Source organism: Clostridioides sp. ZZV14-6387 (assembly GCF_020657835.1).
In the GTDB taxonomy this organism is placed as follows: Bacteria; Bacillota; Clostridia; order Peptostreptococcales; family Peptostreptococcaceae; genus Clostridioides; species Clostridioides difficile_A.
Genome location: NZ_JAGWCW010000011.1, coordinates 36214 through 59742 on the forward strand (window position 1 = coordinate 36214; position 23529 = coordinate 59742).

The following is a 23529-nucleotide window of genomic DNA, read 5'->3' on the forward strand; positions in this document are numbered from 1 at the left end:
ATTTAAAAATAAATCATGCTTCTTGTATTGTCCAACCGTTTTATAAATTAATATTATTTTATTGTACATTCACTTTATAGAGAATAAATTCGGCTTGACAAAACGACACATGTGTCTCATAATTAAAGTGACACTCATGTCGTTAATAAGGAGGTTAAAGCATATGCCAACAAAAGGAGAACAAACTAGACAATTTATTATTGATACATCAATAAGGTTATTTGCTGATAAAGGATATAGTAATGTAACAATGAAAGATATCTGTGAAGCATGTAATTTAAGTCGTGGTGGACTGTATAGACACTTTAATTCAACAAAAGAAATTTTTATTAATATACTAAATACTCATAAAGACGACTCTCAAAATTTATTAGATAAGGGTATCAAGGAAAATATATCAGCTAAACATATGCTAGAATATTTTTTACAGCAACAAAAAAATGATATAAAAAGTAAATATTGTGGTTTGAATTTTGCAATACATGAATTTGCTTTTGTAGAAAAGGACCAACGTGATTATATGAATAAAAGATATAATTCAGCTATCACAATGCTTTCAAATTTAATCGACTATGGACAATCTAAATGTGAATTTAAAAAATGCGACTCTAAAACAATTGCAATACACATAATGTTTTTATTTGATAGTATGAAAACATCTTCTCCTGTTTTAAAGATTACAAATGAAGATATTGATAATCAAATAAGTATTATAAAGGATATGGTGATTTCATATGAGTAAACGAGAATTCCATAAAATTGACTTACAAAACTGGGAACGATATACACATTTTTACTATTTTTCAAAAATGACAAATGTAGGATTTGATTTAACTATAGAAATAGACATTACTAATTTAATTAAGGAAACGAAAGAAAGAAATATTAAATTTTACCCAGCATATTTATACATAATAACGACTTGCTTAAATCAATATAAAGAATTAAAAATTGCATATGATGAAGATGAACTTGGTTATTGGAGTACATTAACACCATTCTATGCAATCTTTCATGATGATGATAAGACTTTTTCATCAATATGGACAGAATATGATAAAGATTTTTCGATATTCTATGAAAATTATTTAGCTGATATTAAAGAATATGGAAAAAATTATGGTTTTCTAGCAAAACCAAATCAACCAAAAAACTGTTATACTGTTTCTTGTATTCCCTGGATTAGTTTTAAGAGTTTTACTGTGCATAATCATGGTCTTGAAAATTATTTTTTCCCTACGATTGAAGCAGGTAAATACTATCAAAAAGATGAAAAAATACTTCTCCCTCTTTCTATAACAGTTCATCATGCATCTACTGATGGATACCATGTAAGTTGCTTTATTGATGACATACAAAAAATGTGCTTTAATACTAAGGAATGGTTATACTAAAAATTTATATTTTGGATTTAAAATGTCATTAAAATGATTAGATACAATAATAAAAGCCAATAACCTTTGAAAATTAGAGATTATTGGCTCTTTTGCATTATACAAAGTTTTATATTAGTCAATTATTATGACTCAAGTATTTGCTTCTTTGAGTAAACTTCATAGCTAATAAAGATAAAACTAATGTCATGGCTATTAAAATGAAAATATAACCCATATTAAAAAAACTTCCTTTTCTCTCTTCCACATAAGTCACAAAACTAATAAACCATCGTATTGGACTTATAATGCTAATATTTTGTAACATTGTTGGCATTTTCTCAATTGGAATAAATGAACCACCAATAAGTGATACTATAAGGGCTATACATGTAGAAAATAAATTTGCATACATTTCTTTATTGAATAAAGAAGATACAAATGTTCCAAAAGAAGTTGCTAAAGCTGATACCAAAATTCCTAAACAAACCAAGTCTATATAATCCATGCCAATATCAACCTTAAATAACTTAATTATAGATATTGAAACTAAGTACTGAAAATATGTTATTGTAAAATTATATAACATATTTCCTAACACATATCCTTTTATATTTTGTGGAGAATATAGTACTCTTGTAAATGTACCTGAGTTTTTATCTTTGATAATCATTGATGCTGTTACAGTAGATGTTATCATCAGAAATAATATGATAAATGCAATTATTCTTTGTAATATACCTAAGGTATTTTCTTCTAGTTCACTTATATCTATAGGAGTTGAGTCTTTTTTATATCTTTCTATTAAATACTTTAATATATCATTCGTATTTTTATCTTTTACAGAATATAACTTAAAATCACTCTTATTAAAATGTATAACAGCTGAATACTTCCCAGTTATAATATCAGTTTTAACTGTTTTAAGGTCTGCAATCTCTACATTGATTCCTTGAGTATTTTTTAAAGCTATTATTGTATTATCATATATTCTTTTTTCAGATTCGCTTAGGAGTTGTTCGTTTTTGTAATCATTTAAAATACCAATATTGAAAGATGGTTTACTTATGTAATTTGCCAATATCCCAAGTATTACTACAATTATAGGGAATAAGATTGTAACTAAGAAAACTAATCTCTTATTCATACTTCTTTTTAAATTATTATTAAAAATGTTTATTAAATTCACTATATAAAAACCTCCTTTTTGAAAAATTTAATTGTAAGTATTGTTATAAATATACTTGTGACTATAAATATGCATGATATATTAAAAAGGAGATGCAAGTTATTATCATATATACAAGCAACTATAGCTCTATTAATCCATGTTAATGGTGATATATTTATTATTAATGAAATAGTTGAATTTAATGAGCTAACTGGAAAAAATACTCCTCCTAAAAAGCCAAAAATCACTATTGGTATATTAATGATATTACGTAACATATCTAAATTTTTACAAACAAATCCCAAAAACAATCCAATGGATGATACTACAATTGATTCACATGTCAAAAGAAAAATAACAGCTAAAAATTTTCCACCAAAACTCATATGAAAAATACCTATTAACAAAAATAAAGTTATCAAATTGCATAGTGAAAGTATTATTGTACAAGAGAAGAGTTTTGAAAGAACTAAGTTTGCTACTGAAATAGGAGAAATCATATAACGATATGATGTATTTGAAACTTTTTCATCCTGTGCTGCATATGAAACACTAATGATTCCCATAAAAATACAAAATGGTATTGTAACAATGGTATAATAATTGTATGATGTAAATTCCTCTCCATAAGATTTTGATGTTAAATATCCTAATAGTATGATGATGATTACTGGAAAAACAATATTATAAGATAAAATAAAAAAATCTTTACTTCTTCGTTTCACTCCTAATTTGAACAATGGTAAAAAATATCTCATCTATTTATTCCTCCAAATCTCTTAAGTCTGTACCTGTAATATGTAAAAAAATATCTTCTAATGTCTTACAACCAAATTTAAAATATTTGCTTTTATATAAGTTTTTATCTAAATCTTCTATAATCACTCCTTTGTCTATTAAAACAATTCTATTGCATAAGATTTCAATTTCTTCCATATAGTGACTAGTATATATAACTGTTGTACCATTAGCATTAATATCTTTAATTGCCTCCATAATTTTATTTCTTGATTGAGGGTCAATACCTACTGTTGGCTCATCCATAATAAGGATTTTAGGGCTATGTGAAATTGCACAGGCTATGTTGAGCCTACGTTTCATCCCTCCTGAAAATTTTGAAGGAAACTCCTTATGTCTCTCCCAAAGTCCAACAAACTCTAAAGCTTCTTTAGTTCTATTTTTAAGTTCTCTACCTCTAAATCCATATAATGAACAAAAAAATTTAACATTATCATATGCACTTAAATCTTCATATATAGCTAATTCCTGTGGTACAACACCAAGTGAACGCTTAAAATCATTTTTTTGATTAGATATATTTTTTCCTTCATAATATATGTTTCCAGCATCAGGTGACACAATCGTTGTAAACATATTTATAGATGTGCTTTTTCCTGCTCCATTTGGTCCAATAAAACCTAAAATATCTCCTTCGAATACCTTGAAGCTTTCTCCTGATATAACTTCCTTGTCCTTATACTTCTTAGATATATTTTCAATCTCCAATAATACATTACTCATTTATAAACCTCCCAAGTATTTAACCAATATTATATATCCAACATTGTATATATTATTTTTTTAAAACACGAGTATTTTACTCGTGCTATTATAATAAAATTTAATGCTTATTTTTTAATTTTAATATTATTTTATCTATGTTCTCTATAGCTTTATCTGGGTTATCAATTATTTCATCTCTAAGTCTCTGGACTTCTAGTAATTCATTTGTTGTCTCAGATGTAAATAAAAAATCATCTTCTATATTTGAAAAATCTATAGATTTAATTATATTTTGCGTCTCACAACCGACAGATATATACTTATCAAGATTATTTAATATTTCTTCATGCCATAGAATTTGATAATTTAGATTATCTATTGTCATATCAAATGCAATCTTTTCTGTTGCAAGACTCTTTTTATCAATTTTTTTAATCTCTTTCCAATTTTCCCAATACTTCTTCTGTTCTATCAAATATTTTATATGCTTTTCAAGATTCTTTTGTAAAATATCCTTAGGTAAGACATCCAAAATATTATGTAATAGGAATTTATTTGAACCTGTTGGTACTATTGGCGTTTGAAGTTCTTTTTGTATTTCTTCCTTTAACTCTAATTTGCCACTTTGGGTAATCTCATAGATTTTACGAATTCTAGCACCAGTTTTTTCTTCTCTTAAAACCCTAACTGCTCCATCTTTTTCTAGTTTTGTCAACGCATAGTATATTGACCCAGACTGTATTTTAGTCCATCTATCTGCACCAGACACCTGTAGAAACTTCTGAATTTCATACCCATGTGTTGGTTTAATATTTAGATAATATAAAATTAAAGTGCGTATCATAAAATTCACCACCTATACTCAATCTTGGATATTATATTATCACCAATATTGGATATAGTCAATAGATAATATAGGATATACCTATTATAGATTGTTATTTTTGTTACTTAATGCAAGGAAGTCCATGAGACATACATATCCATTCATATTTAAAATTATTTAATTCTTTTATAGATTTCATCATCTTTTCAGAATCCCAATTCCAAAGATTAGGATAAGGAATTATATTCCCATTCTTATTTTTAACTAAATCTCCTGCAAATAATACATCTTCAAAAACCATACACACATGCCCTGGAGTATGACCTGGAGTATGGATAATTTGTATATTTCCAATCTTCATATTTTCTTCATAAGGTTCAATATCCTTAATAATTCTTCTCGAAATTGTCTTTCCTATAAACTTTTTGAATCCAGGTCTATCCTTCTCTCCTATAATAAAAGGTATATCTTCTATATGAGCCCACACTTTCGCTCTTGTCTGTTCTTTTAGCAACTTAACATTAGATATATGGTCAACATCATGATGTGTTAGTAAAATATGTTTAATATCTGTAAGTTTAATTCCAAGTGTTTTTAATTCTTTAATTATGCTCTTCCCCATAAAAGGAAGTCCTGTGTCTATAAGAGTAAGCTCTTTATCAAACACAATAAAACAATTTGAACCACAAGTACTATCTAACATTAATACATTTTCTGTTATTTTCATAAATAAATTCCCCCTATTTAGTCTTTTGCCTATATAATTAATTAGTGAAGTTATAAATATCTATAAGACTTAATATCAATTTTATTTTCATAAAAGTATACCATCAGTATATAAATATATCATAATTACACAAGTATACCATCGGTATACATTATTATCAATAGAAAGGAATAATTTATATGTCAGAATTATCAAGAAGAGATAAAGAAAAATTACAAAAAGAAAACGAGATTATTGATAAGGCAGAAATATTATTTTGCCTTAATGGCTTTGATAATACAACTATGAATGAATTGGCAAAAGAAGTTGAATATACTAAACGTACTATATATAAATATTTCTCATGTAAAGAAGATTTATTTTTTGCTGTCGTTTTAAGAGGATATGAGAGACTTTGGAATAGTATTGAAATAGAAAATGTAAAGGGTAAAACAGGATTTGAAAAAATAAAATTTTCATACTTTGCATTTTATAAATTTTATTGTACTAATCCCTCACTTCTATCTCTTATGGGGATGATTGGTGCTGTACAATCGAGAAACTCAGATACAGAGATACCATTTAAGAATAAGTTTTTTTCTTTTAACAAATTTATGTTTGACGAAATCCAAGCAATGTTTGAAGTTGGAAAAAATGATGGAAGTATTAGATATGATATTGAAATACCTACTCTTATGTATTCATCAATATTTACCCTCACAGGATTTTTTAATTTATTATCTTTAACAGGAAAATCGTACCTAGATAATTTTAATATAGATGAAGAGAAATTTATTGAAACAACACTTTCTCTTTTGATAAATTCACTTAAAGTTTAGAAGTTTATAAATTAAACTTTATATTACTTAAATTATACTTTTCCTATCTTTAATATGAAAAAATATTAAATCTAAAATTAAAAATTTAAACTGATGAAAGGATTAAAAGTAAATGGCTAAAATACTACTTCTGGAAGATGATGATACAATTACATTTGGGATAAAAACTTCTCTTGAAAAGAAAAATCACACAGTGTGTTGTTATAATACTATTGCTGAAGCGAAGAAAAACTTTGATAAAACTATTGATTTGGTTCTACTTGACTTAAATTTACCTGATGGTATTGGATATGAATTTTGTCAATATGTTAAAAGTATAGAAGATACTCCAGTAATATTTTTGACTGTTCGTGATGATGAAAAAGACATTATACATGGATTAGATATGGGTGCAGATGACTATGTGGTTAAGCCATTTTTACTTTCAGTACTCCAATCTAGAATTAATGCAGTTCTTAGAAGAACTCATCCTGATATTAACAATACTATTACATGCAAAAATATAAAATTGAATAAAGTTGAAGTCAAAGTATATTTAGATAATGTTGAAGTACTTTTGACAGCAGGAGAATATAAGCTCCTTTTAAGCTTGATGGAAAATAAGAATAAAGCTATGACTCGCACAAAGTTATTAGAAATGCTATGGGACGTAGATGGCAACTTTGTCAATGACAATACCCTTACTGTTACAATAAAACGTCTTAGGGAAAAATTAAAAAATCCACCTTGTATAAAAACATTGAGAGGCATAGGATATAGAATGGAGGATAATTAGTGAAAACTCCAAGAGACATCAATAATACAGCTGTGTTTATATTATTCTGTTTCGCTATAACTGTTTTGTTAAGTGTAATTCTAACAACTATAACTTCTTTTGATGAATATAAAATGATGTCTAAAGCTATTGGTGCATCATATGAGTTCAATCCTAAGTCTACAGAACATATACTAAAATCTCTAAAAGATTCAGGTGATAATAACCTTAACATTGGAAATGAGATTTTATTAAAGCATGGATACTCTAAAGGTACATTTTGGAGTAAAAACTTTTTTTACTTTTTCGTGGTTTCTTTTATTATAATTTCAACAATAGCTCTAGTTGTATATATACTTAAACATAAACAAAATATACAAAAAATGAATAGAATAAACAATCTTACTAGATACTTAGAAAAAGTAAACTCAGGAAAAGAGTCTGTGCTTTTACGATGTGAAGATGAATTTTCTCACCTTGAAGATGAGATATACAAAACAGTAGGAGAGCTTCGTTGTTCAAAGGAATTTGCTTTAAAAGAAAGGCAGACCCTTTCTGATAATCTTGCAGATATTGCACATCAGCTTAAGACTCCAATTACTTCTATGTCACTTATGGCACAACTACTTTCAGAAAGTTGCTCTGATGAGGAAATAGATTATATTCATAGACTTACAAATCAAATCTCAAGACTTGAGAGATTAGTTTCATCTTTACTTATATTATCAAAATTGGATACAAGTACTTTAATATTTGAAAGAAAACTTATAGATGTACATTCTCTACTCACTTATGCAGTTGAGCCTATAGAAGATTCTTTAAAAGAAAAACATCAAACACTTTCTATAGAAAGTTGCGATTCAGTAGAATTTGAAGTTGATATTAATTGGACTTTAGAAGCTCTTTTGAATATTTTCAAAAATTGTAGTGAACATATAGAAAATGGTGGACATATTATTGCTTACTACAACAAAAATCCTCTATATACTGAAATTATTATAGAGGATAATGGTAATGGATTTTCTCAGGAAGAACTCCCATATATTTTTAATAGATTTTATCGTGGTAAAAATGCTAATAAGGATAGTATTGGTATAGGACTTGCTCTATCAAGGTCTATTATAGAACGTCAAAACGGAACTCTGCATGCAGAAAATTGTCATAATGGTGGTGCAAGGTTCATAATTAAATTTTACACATAAAAGACTGGATTATAGGTAAAATCCTATAATCCAGTCATATTTATATCCTATCTATTATTTAAACAATATATTTCTATTTATATTTCATACTTTATTAAATAAATCAAATTTTATTAAATAAATAATAGAACCATACCTATACTTATCAATAGTCTTAAGGTGTTATTCTTAAATTAATTCAGATAACTTTTATTTATATTGTTTCATTTTTTATAGATTCTACTATATTTTCATTCTTTAATTGCTTATATCCTATCATATATGATGATATTACAATAAAAAGTATCAATACAGTAAAACCTATTATTGTAGATAAAGGTGCAAATGGTAAATACTCTATAAAGTGTATTTCATTTATACGTAGAAAAATATATACTATTGCTATTTGTACAGGAATACTGAGTAATAATGGTGTAATTCCTAAAAATAATCCTTCTAAAGCAAGCATCTTTTTTATACCATCTGGTGATAATCCAACAGAACGTAACATGGCAAACTCTTGTCTTCTGCTTCTAAGATTCCCTGACACTGTGGCCAATACATTAGATAATCCAATCATAGCCAACAATCCTGTAATGAAGCTCACTATTAAATTCATAGTCTTTCTTCCACTAGCATCTTTTTCTTCATTTTCTACAACATCCTCAATACTATAATCTCCAGACCCGTAAGCTTTATTATAAATAGACTCTAATTTTTCTTTTACTTTTGGGATATCTTCACGATTATCTACTTTAAATAATCCCATCATATTATTTGAACGTAGTCTACCTTCTTCATTATAATTTTTAGATATTTCCTGCACTATAGACATTGGTACTATTTGAATTAATGTATATCTTGAATTAGTATTTATTATTTGAGGAAGCTTATTTGTAATAGCTCCCACTTTCATATTAAAAGTATAATCGCCTTTACCTTCATCATATATTCTTTCATTTAATTTAAGATTGTCTCCTATTGAAAGATTTAAATAATCTATATATACTTTATCTCTTCGTGTACTACGATTAATATCTTCCTCTTTATTATATACAATTGAAGTTAGATTTTCTGTATTGTAGAATATCTTCGGGTCCACAGAAATTTGTCTGCAATATTCTGTAAAACTCTTATCATCAAGTCCAATTATAGCTGAGTATATACGAAATTTACCATTACGTTCTATAGGAGAGTATTTTTTAGATGAAACTACACCTTTAAATCCACCATTTTCTGCAAGTTCTTTCGAGGCATCTTTTTCAGTTAACCAAGTAGCAGCAGACATTTTAAGATAACATAATGAACTCTTTACACCTTCTGTCTTACTTAGTTTTTCAATAAAAGCAGGCTCTACAGATTCTCCATTTGCTAAATGGATTGATATATCCCTTTGTTTTTCATAAGCGTCACTTCCATAGACATCTTCTGCTCCTTCTTGGTTTGCGATTATATGCAAAAAACCTGTAAGCAATAGAAAAGATAGTGTTAAAGATATTGTTGCAGTACGATAGGATTTTTTACGTGCATGAAGTGCATTCATTGCAAGTTCTCCTTCTATACCAAATATCTTTCCTAGCGAATATTTATGTGATTTTTTTATCTTAATACTATCTCCTTGTCGTATTGCTTCTATAGGAGATATCTTTGATACTTTTCGTGCTGGTATAAGTGCAGAAATCCAGACTGTTATTATTGTAAGTAAAACTGCTGGTAAAAAAGCAGGAATACCATAAGTATATACCACACTTTGAGTACCTGTAGAAGAATTGATTGAATTAATATAAATTATAAGTCTATCACACAATAACCAGCCTAAAAATAAACCAATTGGCAGAGGTATAATAGTTAATAAAAAGCCTTCAAATAGCACAGATTTCCTAATTTGTTTTGGTGATGCACCAATGCTAGATAATATCCCTAATTGAGTAAGTCTAGCATTTACTGATAATGAAAATGCATTGTAAATCACCATTACAAATACTGCTACTGTAAAAATTGCTATTGTAAAGTACATAATTGGAGTTGCAAATTTTTCTATACTATTCATAGATGCTTTCTGTTCTGGAGAAAATACTAACATCTTTAAAAGATAATTACTATTGTATTTAAGATTATATTTTCCATATTCGTTAGTTTTCCACCCCAATGACTTAGCAAGCTTTGGGAGTTCTTTATATGTATCTCGTATATTTTTAAATCGTAAGTACACAGTTATATTATCATTGGGTTTTATACTTTTTTTATCCAAATATCCTAAAGCTGTGTATGCAGGTACAACTGATGATGTTGTAACATCCATTTTTCCTACTATTGTTAATGTTATTTCTGAAGTTTTTTTAAAACTCTCACTTTTTGATTTTGGAGCTACAGGTTCAAGAGAATTTCCATTTAAAGTTCTATAACCTATTGGAATAGTAATCTTATCACCAATCTTTGTACTTGGATTACTTTCAAAGTACTGTTTTGAAAGTGCAATTTCATTAGCATTCTTTGGTTGACGACCTTCTAGTATAGTGTCTTTTTCTGGCATGGAGTTCCAGTATTCTGATGTAGCATTTCTATAAATTATATAATCTCTTTTGTCATTACTAATTTTCCCTACATACCATTGTCCTTTCACCATTACATCATCAACAGAAGAAAAATTTTCAATTAATGATAGGTCACTTCCATAGGTAGTATCAAATAATTCACCATGCCAGTTACCTTCTTTCTCTATTGAAAGTCTTACGAAATCACTCCACATCGTATACAATAGCCCACATAAAGAAGACATCATTGTTGTAGTAAGTAATATGGCTAACATTATGGCTATACTACTGCGTTTATTGCGACGTACAAAGTCTAAGGTGTATTCTTGAAGAATATTCATTTCTTCACCACCTTTTCAGAGACAATCATACCATCTTCCATAGTTACAATACGATTTGCTTCTAGTGCTATTTTCTCATCATGAGTAATAAGAAGTATTGTCTGATTAAATCGTTTATTTGATATATTCAGTAAGTCTACAATTTCTTCTGAATTTTTTCTATCAAGATTACCTGTTGGCTCATCTGCTAATAAAATAGCTGGTCTATAGATTAAACTTCTAGCTATAGATACTCTTTGTTGTTGTCCACCTGAAAGTTGACTTGGAAGATGATTTAATCTATCAGATAATCCTAGTATTGATACAATTTCAGAAAATCTCTCTTCATCCACTTTTCTTTTATCAAGTAACATCGGTAATAATATATTTTTTCTGACATCAAGAGTTGGTATAAGATTATAAAATTGATAGATAAGACCCACTTTTCTACGTCGAAAAACTGCTAGAGCTTCTTCTTTTAAACTTGCTATTTCTGTATCTTCAATATAAATTTTCCCAGATGTTGGTCTGTCTACTCCTCCAAGCATGTGTAATAATGTTGATTTACCAGAACCAGATGCTCCTACAATGGATACAAAATCCCCTTTTTGAACTGATAAATTCACATTATTTAAGGCTGTCACCCTAGTTTGATTTGAACCATATATTTTTGTGAGATTTTCACATTTTAGTATTTCCATATACAATCATCTCCTTTATGGTTAAATTTTATCAACCTAAAATGACATTATAGTGACACAAATCTAAATATAAACAACTATTAAAATACTTGCTTTAATTAGGCAAATTATATTTTATAAACACATTTATATTTTAATTATTTTTAATTAGTCTAAGTCACTTTTACTCAAAAAATCACTCTTACTTAAGTGATATAAATCATTTTCTTCATCGTATTCAAAATTATTCGTTCTTAAAGAGTTACAAGAAGCAAGATTTTCTTTTTCTGGTTTAACTACTATTCTTTCAGCTTCTGTTTCATTAAATATTTTATGTATAAGCAATTTAATGATTGCTTTTCCAATACCTTTCCTTAAATACTCTTCCTCTCCAATTAAATAATCTATACTAAACGTACCTATAATTAGTATTTCAGGGTGAAAGATTTCATTTGCACTAAGACAGTCATAATATTGGCAAAACCCAATTGGCATATTATCATACATAACAATAAAATGTTTTATAAAACTAAATTCCCCAAATCTAGCTTTAATTTCTTTTATCCATTCTTCAGAACTTTTAAACCATTTAAGTATATATTCTTGGTTAATCCAGTTTTCTATCAATTTGACATCTTCATCATATACAGGTCTGATATATAGTAGTCTATCCATAACCTTCAGCTCCTTAAAATATTATTTTATTCTTTAATTGCCTTTATATATTTTTATATATTATTTAAGATTATAATGTAAAATAAAAACTATGCAACATATTTTATTTATACTTTTAATATATTGCATAGTCTCTAAGAGCTATTAACATTTATTTTAATATGTATTATGATTTATTTTATTACTCAATAACAAATATTTTATGTACTATAAGATTTAGACATAATCTATACTTAACTTAGTAAAATTATTTAATGACTAAATAGCTTATACATGCAAATAAAATTAAGCTTATTTTGTGATATTATAGTATTTCTTAATTATATTAACTGCAATCTCTTTTACCTTTGGACCTGTAACTTCTTTATTGGAATCATCTGATTTAATAGCAAAATAATAAGTATCATCTTTAATCTCTACCATACCAACAAACCAAGCATCTACATGTTGATTTTTTCCATCATATCCTGTTCCAGTTTTTCCATACAAATTTATGTTTTTGTCATTTACATCTATTTTCATAATATCTTTTAAAATATTAATATGCTCTTTTTTAAAGCTTGTATCTCCTTCAAATATCTTTGCTACTGTTTCTGCTTGCTCTTTTGGAGATATTTGTAATGAAGATTCTAACCAAAATCCATTTAAATGTCCCATTCCATTTTTTAAATCGCCTTCCCATTCACTAATATCGCAGTTTCCATATTTTAAATCATCTAGAATTTTTTGAACAGAATTAGAGTCAACTTTATTTAATAATTTTTTATAGTACCAAACACAAGATTGCTTAAATGCCTCTTCCAAATTAAGATTTCTATTCCAAGTTTTATTTTTATAAATTGTTCCATCATATCCCATAACTGATTCTTTCGAGTTTATTACTCCTTTTTCTAGACCAATTAGAGTTGAAACTATTTTAAAAGTAGAACATGGTGACCTTCTTGTTTCGATTAATTCTTTGTTATATATATTATATTCTTTATTTTTAGTATTATAAAAAACAGCTCCTCCACTAATATTTTTAAAACAATCACTATAATCAACTATATTAATTTTTTCTTTTTTGTTTTTATCCTTGTTTTCAGTTTTAGAGTTATTTAATTCAGAGTTTATATAATTCTTATCATACTTTTGTTTTGTATCGTTATGCTTTTTTCCTACATAATATACTCCCATAGCTATGACAATTAGGAGAATAACTATCCAAATAAAATCATTTTTTCTTTTCATACTTTATATCATCTCCTCTACATAAGCTTATAATCCACCTTTAAAATAATAGACATTATTTGTAATATACTCCAATCTAGGAGCTTGGATACTTCTGTTTATAAAATCTAACTTTGGTTTAACATCTTTTAGGTCTTTAAAAATTACAATACCATCAATAGACTGTAATTCAGCTCCAAATAAAAAATAGACTAAATTTCTATCTCCAGAAATTTTAACTACATCTAAATTTCTGTTTAATTTTTTCATTTTTTTTATTACTTCTTTAGAAAATATCTTCTCCAATTCGTTTTTATCAGATTTAATATAAAAGGTACATTCAGAGCTTAACTTTTTTTCGTCATAAACTTTCAAAATAGCTTTAGCTACTACACTATAATCTTCTTCGTAAAGTTTAAATCTAAAACTTTCACTTGGACTAGGAATAAATATAGTGCCTATACTTATAAAGATACCAAATATACATCCAATCATTTTTCTTTTATTTAAATCTTTTTTATAGTAAAGCTTAATCATATGTACTAAAATCCATATAAATGCAATTAACATCAATGGTATTGCAAATAAGCCTATAAATAGTAGAATTACTCCTCCCCTATATATGATATTTCCACACAAAAATAAAAAATCACTTACAATAAATAGAATTAAAGGTATAACTATGTCTCTTATATTTTCTTTACCTAATATAATTATATTGATTGAAGCTATGATGAAGATACTTAATATAACTATTAGTATCATTATGTCCTCCTTTCAGTTAGTGAGGTAATTATTTGTTCTTTATTTAAAACTTACTATTGTAATATTTAAATATTACAATAGTAAGTTTTAAATGTCAAGTCGTTTTAATTGTATAATTATCTTTATATTTATCAAATTACGAGTATCTATTATGTACTTTTTTATCTATTATCAACTAGCATTTATTCAGATTGTGTGAGACTGATTAAACTTAGAAATACGTCCTATAACATAGCAGAATATATCAAGAAAGTAGCTTTTAATTTTATTATAATATGGTTACATAATATAATTGCTTTACTAAAATGTACTCAGAAAGGATTTAACATTCATGTCAAATATTATAATAAAAGGACTTACACAAAATAACCTAAAAAATATATCATTTAAAATTCCTAAAAATAAAATTGTTGTTTTTACTGGTGTTTCTGGCTCTGGAAAATCCAGTATCGTATTTGATACAATCGCAGCAGAATCACAAAGACAGATGAATGAAACATATTCTTCATTTATCAGAAATAGACTACCTAAGTATAGAAAACCTCAGGTAGAGCTGATTGATAATTTAACTGCTTCTGTAATCGTAGACCAAACTCCTCTTGGTGGTAATGCACGTTCCACAGTTGGTACTATAAGTGATTTGTATTCATCACTAAGATTATTATTTTCTAGAATTGGAGAACCTTACATAGGAACAACTTCACATTTTTCTTTTAATGACCCAAATGGTATGTGTAAAAATTGTGCTGGGATTGGTAGAGTTAAAGTAATCAATATTGAATCTATTATAAATCCTGAAAATTCATGGAATACAGGATGTATAAATGACTCTTTATTTAAACCTAATTCATGGTACTGGAAGCAGTATGCAGAGTCTGGACTTTTTGACTTAGATAAACCTATAAAGGATTATTCTTTAGAAGAATATAATTTATTGCTTTATGGCTCAAAAAATAAAGATGGCAAACAGGAAAATCCAAAAATAGAAGGTATTTTTAACAAGTATATTCAAACATATCTGAATCGAGATATTAGCAATATGAGTAAACACACAAAAGAGAAATCAGAAAGACTTATAACAGATAAAGAATGTCCTATCTGCCACGGAAAAAGATTAAATAAAGAAACTCTTAACTGCACTATCTTAGGATATTCGATTGCAGATATGTGTGATATGGAACTTACTGACCTTTATGATTTATTGTTACAAATAAAAGATAAAAGGGTTGAAACTGTAATAAAGACTCTTGCTGATGGTTTAAAAAGAATGATTGATATTGGACTTCCTTACCTACATCTAAATAGAGAATCATCATCTCTATCTGGAGGAGAAGCTCAAAGATTAAAACTTGTACGCTATATGGGAAGTAGCCTCACAGGTATGACTTATATTTTCGATGAACCTAGTACTGGTATGCACTCACGAGATGTACATCGTATGAATCAGTTATTAAAAAAACTTAGAGATAGAGGAAACACTGTCCTTGTGGTAGAGCATGATAAAGACGTTATCTCCATAGCAGATGAAGTTATAGATATTGGACCGAGTGCCGGTATGCATGGTGGACATGTTGTATTCCAAGGTTCTTATGACAAATTACTTTTAGCAAATACTCTTACTTCAAATGCAATGAATCTATCATTACCTATAAAAACTAATTCTCGTCAGCCAAAAGGTACCCTTCCAATTAGAGATGCTTGTATAAATAATCTAAAACATGTTGATGTAGATTTACCAGTGGGAATTATGACTGTTGTTACTGGAGTAGCAGGTTCTGGCAAGAGTACTTTAATCTCTCATGTTTTTGCACAAAAGTACGAAAAAGATGTTATTAAAATCGACCAAAGCCGTATTACAGCTACAAGCCGTTCTATGCCTGCTACATTTCTTGGTTTCTTTGATGAGATAAGAAAAGTATTTGCTAAAGAAAATAATGTTGAAGAAGGTTTATTCAGCTTTAATTCAAAGGGGGCTTGTCCTGTTTGCGATGGTAAAGGAGTACTTGTTACAGAACTTGTATTCATGGACCCTATTATTAATACATGTGAAGCTTGCAAAGGTACTAGATATAGTAAAGAAGTCTTGGCAAAATTATATAAAGGCAAACATATAGTTGATGTACTATCCATGACAGTCGATGAAGCTCTTGAATTTTTTACAGAAAAGAAGCTTTGTAAAATCTTACAAACCATGAAAGATGTTGGCTTATCTTATATGACCTTAGGTCAACCGCTTAGCACACTATCTGGAGGAGAACGTCAACGAATTAAGTTAGCTAAAAACCTCAACAAAAAAGGTACTATCTATATTTTAGATGAGCCGACTACAGGGCTTCATGGTTCTGATATTGAAAAACTTATGTTGATTTTTGAGCATATAGTCGATAAAGGTAATACTATAATTATAATTGAACATAATTTGGATGTATTGAAACAAGCTGATTGGGTGATTGATATTGGTCCTGACGGTGGCAAAAATGGTGGTCAGGTCGTATTTGAAGGTACACCACTAGAAATGTTTGAAAGAGGTTGCACTATAACATCAGATTTCCTTAGAAAATCAATAAAGGTATAGATAATATAATACTACTATTAAGAGATTAAGAACTATTACATATATATTACTACTTTGTTTTAGTTCATAAATTTAAAGTTTAACTTTACTTTAAAAGAAATTAACATTATAAAAGCTATAAATCATAAAATTTTATTAAATTTCAAATGTAATTTATAGCTTTTATTTTTTATTTGTTTATAAGTATTATTTTTTATTGATTTATTGATGAATCTTTGTCTCAATTCTCATTTATGATAATAAATGCATATAAAATATAATCTACATGCTTATAAGTTGAGTTAATGTACCAACATATGTTAACTTAAGTTTGTGCATAGCTCGTGTACAAGCAATATACAACAAACTGCGGTCATAATCACTATAATATGTTTTATTATTTACTGAAGGTACAATAACTTCATCAAACTCTAGACCTTTTGACATTTTAATAGAAGTTATGGAGACTCCTTTTGTAAAGCTAGAACTTTCAGAAGATATTAAGTGAACACTATATTCTTCTCTTAACACATCATATATAGCTTTAGCGTCATTATCTGTCTTTAATATAATACCAAGAGTAGCATTATCACTCTTTTTAAATTCTTCAATTTCTATTTTTATCTTATTTATCTCATCTTGTTCGTTATTACATTTTAATAAAGCTGGTTCTTCGCCATGTCGCTCAATAGGCTCTAATGAAGATATGTCTTGAATCTTTTTTGTGAAATTAATAATCTCAAAAGTAGAACGGTAACTCTTGTTCAACATAACTAGTTCCCCATCATCATATAGTTGTTTCATATCATCTAGTGTGTGAGTATGATTGGGATTAACTAATTGTCCAAAATCTCCAAGAATAGTCTTTTTACACTTAAAAAGCAAGTTTATTACAGCATATTGAATAGGTGTATAATCCTGCATTTCGTCAATAACAATATGTCTTATAACCTTATCTTCTTGTAATCCTTCATATGCAGCATGGATATATATAAATGGATATACATCTGACCATTCAAGTGTTTTCTTTTCTGGCATCACAAACATGTTTGATATATTCATTTGCTTAAAGAAATCCTTATACAACAAAAGGGTATTTTTTATTTTCAACATTCCATTTAAGTTCTTAAGTATGCTTTTTACTCTTGGTAAATCTTCTTCCATAATATTATCTGTTTCGAATCTATAACGAATATCTTCAGCTACCTTTTCAAGTCTTCTCTTAACTGGATATTTATTATATGCATCAAATCTACTCTGTATCCAATCACTTTTAGCTATGAAGTCTCCAAAAATATAATCTTCTGGAATAAAAATCTTATTAGGCATTTGTTTTATATAACTATCCATAAGTTTTACAAAATCAAGTGTAGATTTAAAACGCACTCTTTCACTCCATTTAGCATCATTTGTTTCTAATGGGTTTCTCTCACTTTCAAAGTTAATTATTCTCTCTAATTGTACTTCTGCTATATTTTCAAAGCTTAATTCACATAATGGTTCTTCTCCAAGTTCTGGTAGAACATTGGAAATATAGTCTCCAAAAACTTTATTAGGTGATAGGATAATTACATTATTTGCTGATATTTTATCTTTAAATCTATAAAGAAGAAAAGCAATTCTATGTAATGCTATAGATGTTTTACCAGAACCAGCTACCCCTTGAATAATCAATGTATCAGCTTTATCATTTCTGATAATTTGATTTTGTTCTTTTTGTATTGTTGAAATAATTGACTTCATTTTTTCGTCTGAAGTATGACTAAGTTCTTTTTGAAGAATATCATCTTGTATATTGATAGAACTTTCTAATGCGTATTCCAATTTCCCATTTTTGATTTTAAATTGTCGCTTTCTTGTTATTTCTCCATCTACCCATCCTATTGGCGCATCATATCCTGCTACTCCTATTTCATAATCATAAAACATACTAGCAATTGGAGAACGCCAATCAAGTATTAACAGTTCATCTTCATAATCAAATGCAAATCTACCTATGTAGTACTTATATTCATCATCCACATCTTTCAATCTAAAATCTATTCTAGCAAAGTATGGAGAATCTTTAGTTTTATCAATCTTATCTCGAACTTTCACCATAAAAGCTCCATAGTTATCTATTTGTTTTAGTGATTGTTCATTTTGAAACATTTCATGTGGGTCTATTTCGCCCCGATTTTTTACCATATAGATTTTGGCTTCCATATAATCTCTCTCAAGTTTTCCAACAAGATTTTCAGCTTTATTAAAAGCATCTTCTATCTTATTGTTTATATCTATTAGATGTACAATCTCATCTGGAAAAGAAGTTAATAGCTCTGTATCATGTTCATATATGTTATGTTCACAATCAGATACAATAGAATCAAAATTTACTACCTGTTTATTTTTAGACATTTAAATCCTCCTTGTTAATTAAGTACTTATATTGAATCATTATACTTAATTATATTTTGGAGTTTTTAATCATTATTGCTATTTATTGTTCTTTTTATCTACAGAAGTCATGACAAATTTTTGAGTAGGATATCCAAATTCCACAAGCAACTCTGCTTCTGCAAATCCCAACTTCTTTATCATATCTCTATGCCCTGTATCGGCTTTGTCACCCTCTCGAAAGGTAGTAATTGAGATATCTGTATCTATTAAGAAATCTTCAATAACTTTCTTCAAAAACACTTGTGCAATATCTGAATTACGATATTGTGGATGTATACCAAAAAAATCAATACTTCTAGTTTCTCTATTAAATATCATATTTGCAATAGCAATATTATTAAGCTTTAATATCAAGGCTCTTTCTTCTAAAATATACTGTTCCAATTGAGAAATATATTCTTCCTCTTGCAAATTTGGAAATCCATCTATGACTAATCGCACTAAATTCATCCACAATGGTATATCAGACATATTTGCAAGTTTAATTTCTTTTTCCAACTCTAACACGTTTTTTGAAAATAAATCGTCTTTTTTCAAAACAAATCTTAGCTGCAAAGGATAAAATTCTTGTTCTTTTCGATATTTATTTGGAGATTTTTTGTACATAGCTTTAAATATAGAAGTGAATGCCTGTTGACTTTCATATCCAGCTATCAATGCAATTTCAATTATTGGTTTCTTTGAAAATACCAATAGTTTTGCTGCTTCTGTTAATTTTCTTCGCTTTATATAATCATGCATTGTCAAGCCAACAGAAGATGTGAAAGTTCTATGTAAGTGATATTTTGAATAATGAACAGCATTAGCAACTATATCTAAATCCAGCTTATCTGATAAATGCTCCTCTATATAGTCAATAGCTGTTATGACATTAATTACTTTATAAGACATTGCAGCTCTCCTCCTTTTATCCATGCAACATTATATCAATCATCACTTAGTCATATTTAATGAATCTTGCTCTTTTGTAAACAAATTTATTTTTATATATACTTTATATTTACTATAGTATACTTAATAATTTCCTTATATGTTTTCCAATCCTAATAATAATTGTTTCCAAAATAATATCTTAACCTCATAATAAATTCTTAGTTCAATAGTTTAATATAACTTTTACTTTTTAATTAAAGACTCTAACCCTTTAATTTTCAATAATTTTTCATTTAGTAAATCTAAAAAATTATTTATTATTTCTTTCTTACTAGATTCCTTAATTAAGTAATAAATAAATCTATCTGGAGGTGCATCTTTTATATAATGTATTTCGATATTTGATATTTCTTTAAGATGGTATGCTACTGACACTGGCACAATAGCCCACACATTTTCTTGCCTCATAAAGTACTCCAAAAGTGACATCTGGTCTAGAAATACTTTAGGTTGAAGAGTTGAACGAAACCAAAAATTGTGCCATAAATCATATTCAGGATTCCACGGAAGCCTTATCTCATCAGCAACATCTAAGATAGAAGGATGTAACTCACTTTTATATTTTGAACCATAACTTGTTACTAGTAACATAGCTTCTTTAAATATTGGTATTGTTTCTATATTATTAAAAAACATATCATCAGAAATAAGTGCTATATCTACTTCTCCCTTTGAAATGTAATCATATGCTTCATAAGAATGATAATTGTAAAAGTTTATATTATATTCTGGATATGTGTTCATAAAGCATGAAAATACATCTGGAAGTATATATGAACTTACACTCCCTATAGAGGATATGTTTAGAATTTTACTTCTATCCATTTTAGTTATAGACTTGGCTTCTTGTAAAAGAATTTTATATTTTTCTGCAATTGGTACAAATGCTTTTCCCTCTTCTGTCAATTCTGATATTCGTATACCTTTTTTTCTTCTAATTAACTTGTATCCTAGTTCTGTTTCTAATGCATTTATTCTTCTACTTAATGCTGGCTGAGTAACATACAAACTTTCAGCAGCAGCAGAAATACTACCTAACTTTATAACAGTCAAAAATGCTTGTATTTCAAGTTCTGTCATAACCTTACCTCAATTCATAATATAAATATTTATTTATATTATATGGCTAAAAACGGCATTTTACAATTATTTGATATGACTGTAAACTAATTATATCTTAAAATTTAACGAGGTGCTATTATGAAATATACAACTAATTTAACAGAGGGAAATATAAAAAGAGAATTGTTTATACTTATGTTACCATTGCTTTTAGGAAATATACTTCAACAACTTTACAATACTATTGATGCTATTATAGTTGGTAGATTTGTAAGCCAAACTGCCTTTGCTGCTGTAGGTGTAGCAGGTACTATTATGAATCTTTTTATATTTATATTAAGTGGTAGTTGCACAGGTATTTCAATTATCTTTGCACATTTTTATGGTGCCAATGACTTGTCTTCATTTAGAAGAGAATCTTTTTTAGCAACTATTTTTGGAGCTACATTGACTTTTATATTAAGTATATGCTCAATATTTATACTATCTCCACTATTAAACATAATTAATACTCCACATGAGGTTGCAAGTATAGCAAAATCTTACTTAAATATTATTTTTTGTGGACTCATTGCAACATATTTTTATAATCTGTTATCAGCAACTTTGAGAGCTGTTGGTAATACCAAATCGGCCCTTATTATCTTAATGTTTTCAATGATAATGAATACTGTTTTAGATTTAGTTTTTGTTGCAGTATGTAATTTTGGAATTCAAGGAGCAGCCTTTGCAACCGTATTATCACAGACACTCGCATCACTTCTTTGTTTCGTTTATATAAGAAAAAATATCTCATTTCTTTTATTTAAAAGAGAGGATATGAAATTTGAATGGAAATTATTAAAATTAACTATCTCTTATAGTCTAATCTCTGCTCTCCACCAATCTAGTCTGTATATTGGAAAACTACTAGTACAAGGTGCTGTAAATATAATGGGAACAGATATGATTACATCATATACTGCTACAACAAGAATTGAAGGGTTTGCTAATTCTTTTGGAGATAGTGGAGCTGAGGCCATATCTATATTTGTTGCACAAAATACTGGAAATAAGGACAGAAAAAGAGCAAAGCAAGGATTTTATACAGGATTGATTATTCTGGTGTGTCTAGGAATTGGATTATCTTTAATAATGTACTTTTTTTCAGAAACTACTATTGGACTTATGATGAGCAATACAAATAATGACATTATGATAAATGGTGTAGAATATATGAAAACTATTTCTATTTTTTATGTCTTATGTTTTATAGGAAGCGCCTTTGTTGGCTGGTACCGAGGAAGTGGTAAAGTAAACATCCCTGTAATTGGAACTATCTTACATATATCAATTCGTGTAATTCTTTCTTATTTGCTTATTCAAAGATTTGGTCTAAAGTCTGTAGCATTTGCTACTGGAATAGGTTGGGTTTCTGTTGTATTATTTCAACACATTGTTTTCTATATGTCAAAAGAATAAAAAGGTGAACACTATACAAAGTTCACCTTTATGTAATAATCTTCTATTCTATTTTTAACTAATCTTATTTTGTATGTTGAACATACTCTACAATTGTGCCATCTGGATGTTTTACTGTCATATTATATCCTGTAGGAACTTTTTTCTTATCTCTTACCACAACTGCTCCATTCTTTAATAGATAACTTCTCCATTCATCAACAGAGTCAACCATAAAAGTAGATTTTGTTTCTATAAATGGTTTGAGAGCATCATCAGAACCAGATAATAGTAAGACATTTCCTACCTGTGCTAGTTCCAATCCAACTTCTTTATAAGAAAAACGTAGAGAACATTTTTCTTTTAAAACATTCTCATAAAAAGATATTGCTTTCTCTATATCTTGAATATAAAAACGTGTTAATATATCATATATTTCCATGTGTTTCCCCCTGTATCTACTTCTCTTATTTATCCTAAATTATATCACTCTATAAATTGTATAACAACGAGTTAATTATTATCTCTTTACCATATCAAGTACACAATACTCTTCTAACTAATA

Annotated in this window: 21 protein-coding genes; 7 read left to right on the forward strand and 14 right to left on the reverse strand. The window is 27.8% G+C overall.

Going from position 1 to position 23529, the window contains the following annotated elements:
* Nucleotides 1–163 precede the first annotated feature (163 nt).
* Both KGF38_RS08805 and KGF38_RS08810 read left to right on the forward strand, forming a co-directional pair.
* Nucleotides 164–742, forward strand: coding sequence for a TetR/AcrR family transcriptional regulator (locus KGF38_RS08805; RefSeq protein WP_054268987.1), 579 nt, complete (start codon nucleotides 164–166; stop codon nucleotides 740–742).
* On the forward strand, nucleotides 735–1394 hold the full coding sequence (locus KGF38_RS08810; RefSeq protein WP_054268986.1) for a chloramphenicol acetyltransferase: 660 nt from the start codon (nucleotides 735–737) through the stop codon (nucleotides 1392–1394). Before KGF38_RS08805 ends, KGF38_RS08810 begins: the two co-directional genes overlap by 8 nt.
* Nucleotides 1395–1512: 118 nt before the next feature.
* On the opposite strand, the gene KGF38_RS08815 is transcribed toward KGF38_RS08810, so the two are convergent.
* From KGF38_RS08815 to KGF38_RS08835, 5 genes are all read right to left on the reverse strand, one after another.
* On the reverse strand, nucleotides 1513–2562 hold the full coding sequence (locus KGF38_RS08815) for an ABC transporter permease (RefSeq protein WP_054268985.1): 1050 nt from the start codon (nucleotides 2560–2562) through the stop codon (nucleotides 1513–1515).
* Nucleotides 2562–3302, reverse strand: a complete 741-nt coding sequence (locus KGF38_RS08820) for an ABC transporter permease (RefSeq protein ID WP_054268984.1) — start codon at nucleotides 3300–3302, stop codon at nucleotides 2562–2564. Before KGF38_RS08820 ends, KGF38_RS08815 begins: the two co-directional genes overlap by 1 nt.
* A gap of 4 nt (nucleotides 3303–3306) precedes the next feature.
* The gene (locus KGF38_RS08825; RefSeq protein ID WP_054268983.1) at nucleotides 3307–4065 is read right to left on the reverse strand and encodes an ABC transporter ATP-binding protein; all 759 of its coding nucleotides are present in this window, start codon (nucleotides 4063–4065) and stop codon (nucleotides 3307–3309) included.
* A 100-nt stretch (nucleotides 4066–4165) separates the two neighbouring features.
* Complete coding sequence (locus KGF38_RS08830; protein WP_054268982.1) at nucleotides 4166–4891, reverse strand: PadR family transcriptional regulator; 726 nt, start codon at nucleotides 4889–4891, stop codon at nucleotides 4166–4168.
* A 103-nt stretch (nucleotides 4892–4994) separates the two neighbouring features.
* A complete protein-coding gene (locus KGF38_RS08835) occupies nucleotides 4995–5600 on the reverse strand; it encodes an MBL fold metallo-hydrolase (RefSeq protein ID WP_054268981.1) in 606 nt (201 codons plus the stop codon).
* Nucleotides 5601–5779: 179 nt separating this feature from the next.
* Between KGF38_RS08835 and KGF38_RS08840 the strand changes: the two genes are divergently transcribed.
* From KGF38_RS08840 to KGF38_RS08850, 3 genes are all read left to right on the forward strand, one after another.
* Nucleotides 5780–6418 carry a TetR/AcrR family transcriptional regulator gene (locus KGF38_RS08840; protein ID WP_054268980.1) on the forward strand — a complete coding sequence of 213 codons (639 nt, stop codon included), beginning with the start codon at nucleotides 5780–5782 and terminating at the stop codon, nucleotides 6416–6418.
* 112 nt (nucleotides 6419–6530) lie between these two features.
* Nucleotides 6531–7193 carry a response regulator transcription factor gene (locus KGF38_RS08845; RefSeq protein WP_054268979.1) on the forward strand — a complete coding sequence of 221 codons (663 nt, stop codon included), beginning with the start codon at nucleotides 6531–6533 and terminating at the stop codon, nucleotides 7191–7193.
* The gene (locus KGF38_RS08850) at nucleotides 7193–8374 is read left to right on the forward strand and encodes a sensor histidine kinase (RefSeq protein ID WP_054268978.1); all 1182 of its coding nucleotides are present in this window, start codon (nucleotides 7193–7195) and stop codon (nucleotides 8372–8374) included. The genes KGF38_RS08845 and KGF38_RS08850 overlap by 1 nt, the downstream gene beginning before the upstream one ends.
* 193 nt (nucleotides 8375–8567) lie before the next feature.
* Here KGF38_RS08850 and KGF38_RS08855 read toward each other — a convergent pair whose 3' ends face one another.
* From KGF38_RS08855 to KGF38_RS08875, 5 genes are all read right to left on the reverse strand, one after another.
* Nucleotides 8568–11228, reverse strand: coding sequence for an ABC transporter permease (locus tag KGF38_RS08855; RefSeq protein WP_074179990.1), 2661 nt, complete (start codon nucleotides 11226–11228; stop codon nucleotides 8568–8570).
* On the reverse strand, nucleotides 11225–11908 hold the full coding sequence (locus KGF38_RS08860; protein ID WP_054268976.1) for an ABC transporter ATP-binding protein: 684 nt from the start codon (nucleotides 11906–11908) through the stop codon (nucleotides 11225–11227). The genes KGF38_RS08855 and KGF38_RS08860 overlap by 4 nt, the downstream gene beginning before the upstream one ends.
* A 147-nt stretch (nucleotides 11909–12055) precedes the next feature.
* Nucleotides 12056–12562, reverse strand: a complete 507-nt coding sequence (locus KGF38_RS08865; protein ID WP_054268975.1) for a GNAT family N-acetyltransferase — start codon at nucleotides 12560–12562, stop codon at nucleotides 12056–12058.
* Between the two features lie 291 nt (nucleotides 12563–12853).
* Nucleotides 12854–13792, reverse strand: a complete 939-nt coding sequence (blaCDD, locus tag KGF38_RS08870) for a CDD family class D beta-lactamase (protein ID WP_054268974.1) — start codon at nucleotides 13790–13792, stop codon at nucleotides 12854–12856.
* A 27-nt stretch (nucleotides 13793–13819) separates the two neighbouring features.
* Complete coding sequence (locus KGF38_RS08875; RefSeq protein ID WP_054268973.1) at nucleotides 13820–14536, reverse strand: hypothetical protein; 717 nt, start codon at nucleotides 14534–14536, stop codon at nucleotides 13820–13822.
* A 331-nt stretch (nucleotides 14537–14867) separates the two neighbouring features.
* On the opposite strand from KGF38_RS08875, the gene KGF38_RS08880 reads away from it, so the two are divergent.
* Nucleotides 14868–17111, forward strand: coding sequence for an ATP-binding cassette domain-containing protein (locus KGF38_RS08880; protein WP_074179988.1), 2244 nt, complete (start codon nucleotides 14868–14870; stop codon nucleotides 17109–17111).
* A 261-nt stretch (nucleotides 17112–17372) separates the two neighbouring features.
* Here the strand turns inward: KGF38_RS08880 and KGF38_RS08885 are convergent, their stop codons facing one another.
* The 3 genes from KGF38_RS08885 to KGF38_RS08895 all read right to left on the reverse strand — a co-directional run bounded on the left by KGF38_RS08885 (nucleotide 17373) and on the right by KGF38_RS08895 (nucleotide 21542).
* Nucleotides 17373–19487 carry a HelD family protein gene (locus tag KGF38_RS08885; protein ID WP_074179987.1) on the reverse strand — a complete coding sequence of 705 codons (2115 nt, stop codon included), beginning with the start codon at nucleotides 19485–19487 and terminating at the stop codon, nucleotides 17373–17375.
* 78 nt (nucleotides 19488–19565) lie between these two features.
* Nucleotides 19566–20420 (reverse strand): helix-turn-helix transcriptional regulator, encoded by an 855-nt coding sequence (locus KGF38_RS08890; protein ID WP_054268971.1) that lies wholly within the window; start codon nucleotides 20418–20420, stop codon nucleotides 19566–19568.
* 225 nt (nucleotides 20421–20645) lie between these two features.
* Nucleotides 20646–21542, reverse strand: a complete 897-nt coding sequence (locus tag KGF38_RS08895) for a LysR family transcriptional regulator (protein ID WP_054268970.1) — start codon at nucleotides 21540–21542, stop codon at nucleotides 20646–20648.
* A gap of 120 nt (nucleotides 21543–21662) precedes the next feature.
* Between KGF38_RS08895 and KGF38_RS08900 the strand changes: the two genes are divergently transcribed.
* Nucleotides 21663–22985 (forward strand): MATE family efflux transporter, encoded by a 1323-nt coding sequence (locus KGF38_RS08900; RefSeq protein ID WP_227832308.1) that lies wholly within the window; start codon nucleotides 21663–21665, stop codon nucleotides 22983–22985.
* Between the two features lie 64 nt (nucleotides 22986–23049).
* On the opposite strand, the gene KGF38_RS08905 is transcribed toward KGF38_RS08900, so the two are convergent.
* On the reverse strand, nucleotides 23050–23406 hold the full coding sequence (locus tag KGF38_RS08905; RefSeq protein WP_219673834.1) for a VOC family protein: 357 nt from the start codon (nucleotides 23404–23406) through the stop codon (nucleotides 23050–23052).
* Nucleotides 23407–23529: the final 123 nt, after the last annotated feature.

Bases quoted from the DNA above. Each gene is read 5' to 3' on its own strand.
- KGF38_RS08865 (WP_054268975.1), bottom strand. From the start codon at position 12,562: ATGGATAGACTACTATATATCAGACCTGTATATGATGAAGATGTCAAA.
- KGF38_RS08855 (WP_074179990.1), bottom strand. From the start codon at position 11,228: ATGAATATTCTTCAAGAATACACCTTAGACTTTGTACGTCGCAATAAA.
- KGF38_RS08820 (WP_054268984.1), bottom strand. From the start codon at position 3,302: ATGAGATATTTTTTACCATTGTTCAAATTAGGAGTGAAACGAAGAAGT.
- blaCDD (WP_054268974.1), bottom strand. From the start codon at position 13,792: ATGAAAAGAAAAAATGATTTTATTTGGATAGTTATTCTCCTAATTGTC.
- KGF38_RS08875 (WP_054268973.1), bottom strand. From the start codon at position 14,536: ATGATACTAATAGTTATATTAAGTATCTTCATCATAGCTTCAATCAAT.
- KGF38_RS08810 (WP_054268986.1), top strand. From the start codon at position 735: ATGAGTAAACGAGAATTCCATAAAATTGACTTACAAAACTGGGAACGA.
- KGF38_RS08830 (WP_054268982.1), bottom strand. From the start codon at position 4,891: ATGATACGCACTTTAATTTTATATTATCTAAATATTAAACCAACACAT.
- KGF38_RS08905 (WP_219673834.1), bottom strand. From the start codon at position 23,406: ATGGAAATATATGATATATTAACACGTTTTTATATTCAAGATATAGAG.
- KGF38_RS08890 (WP_054268971.1), bottom strand. From the start codon at position 20,420: ATGTCTTATAAAGTAATTAATGTCATAACAGCTATTGACTATATAGAG.
- KGF38_RS08845 (WP_054268979.1), top strand. From the start codon at position 6,531: ATGGCTAAAATACTACTTCTGGAAGATGATGATACAATTACATTTGGG.
- KGF38_RS08885 (WP_074179987.1), bottom strand. From the start codon at position 19,487: ATGTCTAAAAATAAACAGGTAGTAAATTTTGATTCTATTGTATCTGAT.
- KGF38_RS08825 (WP_054268983.1), bottom strand. From the start codon at position 4,065: ATGAGTAATGTATTATTGGAGATTGAAAATATATCTAAGAAGTATAAG.
- KGF38_RS08835 (WP_054268981.1), bottom strand. From the start codon at position 5,600: ATGAAAATAACAGAAAATGTATTAATGTTAGATAGTACTTGTGGTTCA.
- KGF38_RS08805 (WP_054268987.1), top strand. From the start codon at position 164: ATGCCAACAAAAGGAGAACAAACTAGACAATTTATTATTGATACATCA.
- KGF38_RS08860 (WP_054268976.1), bottom strand. From the start codon at position 11,908: ATGGAAATACTAAAATGTGAAAATCTCACAAAAATATATGGTTCAAAT.
- KGF38_RS08895 (WP_054268970.1), bottom strand. From the start codon at position 21,542: ATGACAGAACTTGAAATACAAGCATTTTTGACTGTTATAAAGTTAGGT.
- KGF38_RS08880 (WP_074179988.1), top strand. From the start codon at position 14,868: ATGTCAAATATTATAATAAAAGGACTTACACAAAATAACCTAAAAAAT.
- KGF38_RS08900 (WP_227832308.1), top strand. From the start codon at position 21,663: ATGAAATATACAACTAATTTAACAGAGGGAAATATAAAAAGAGAATTG.
- KGF38_RS08840 (WP_054268980.1), top strand. From the start codon at position 5,780: ATGTCAGAATTATCAAGAAGAGATAAAGAAAAATTACAAAAAGAAAAC.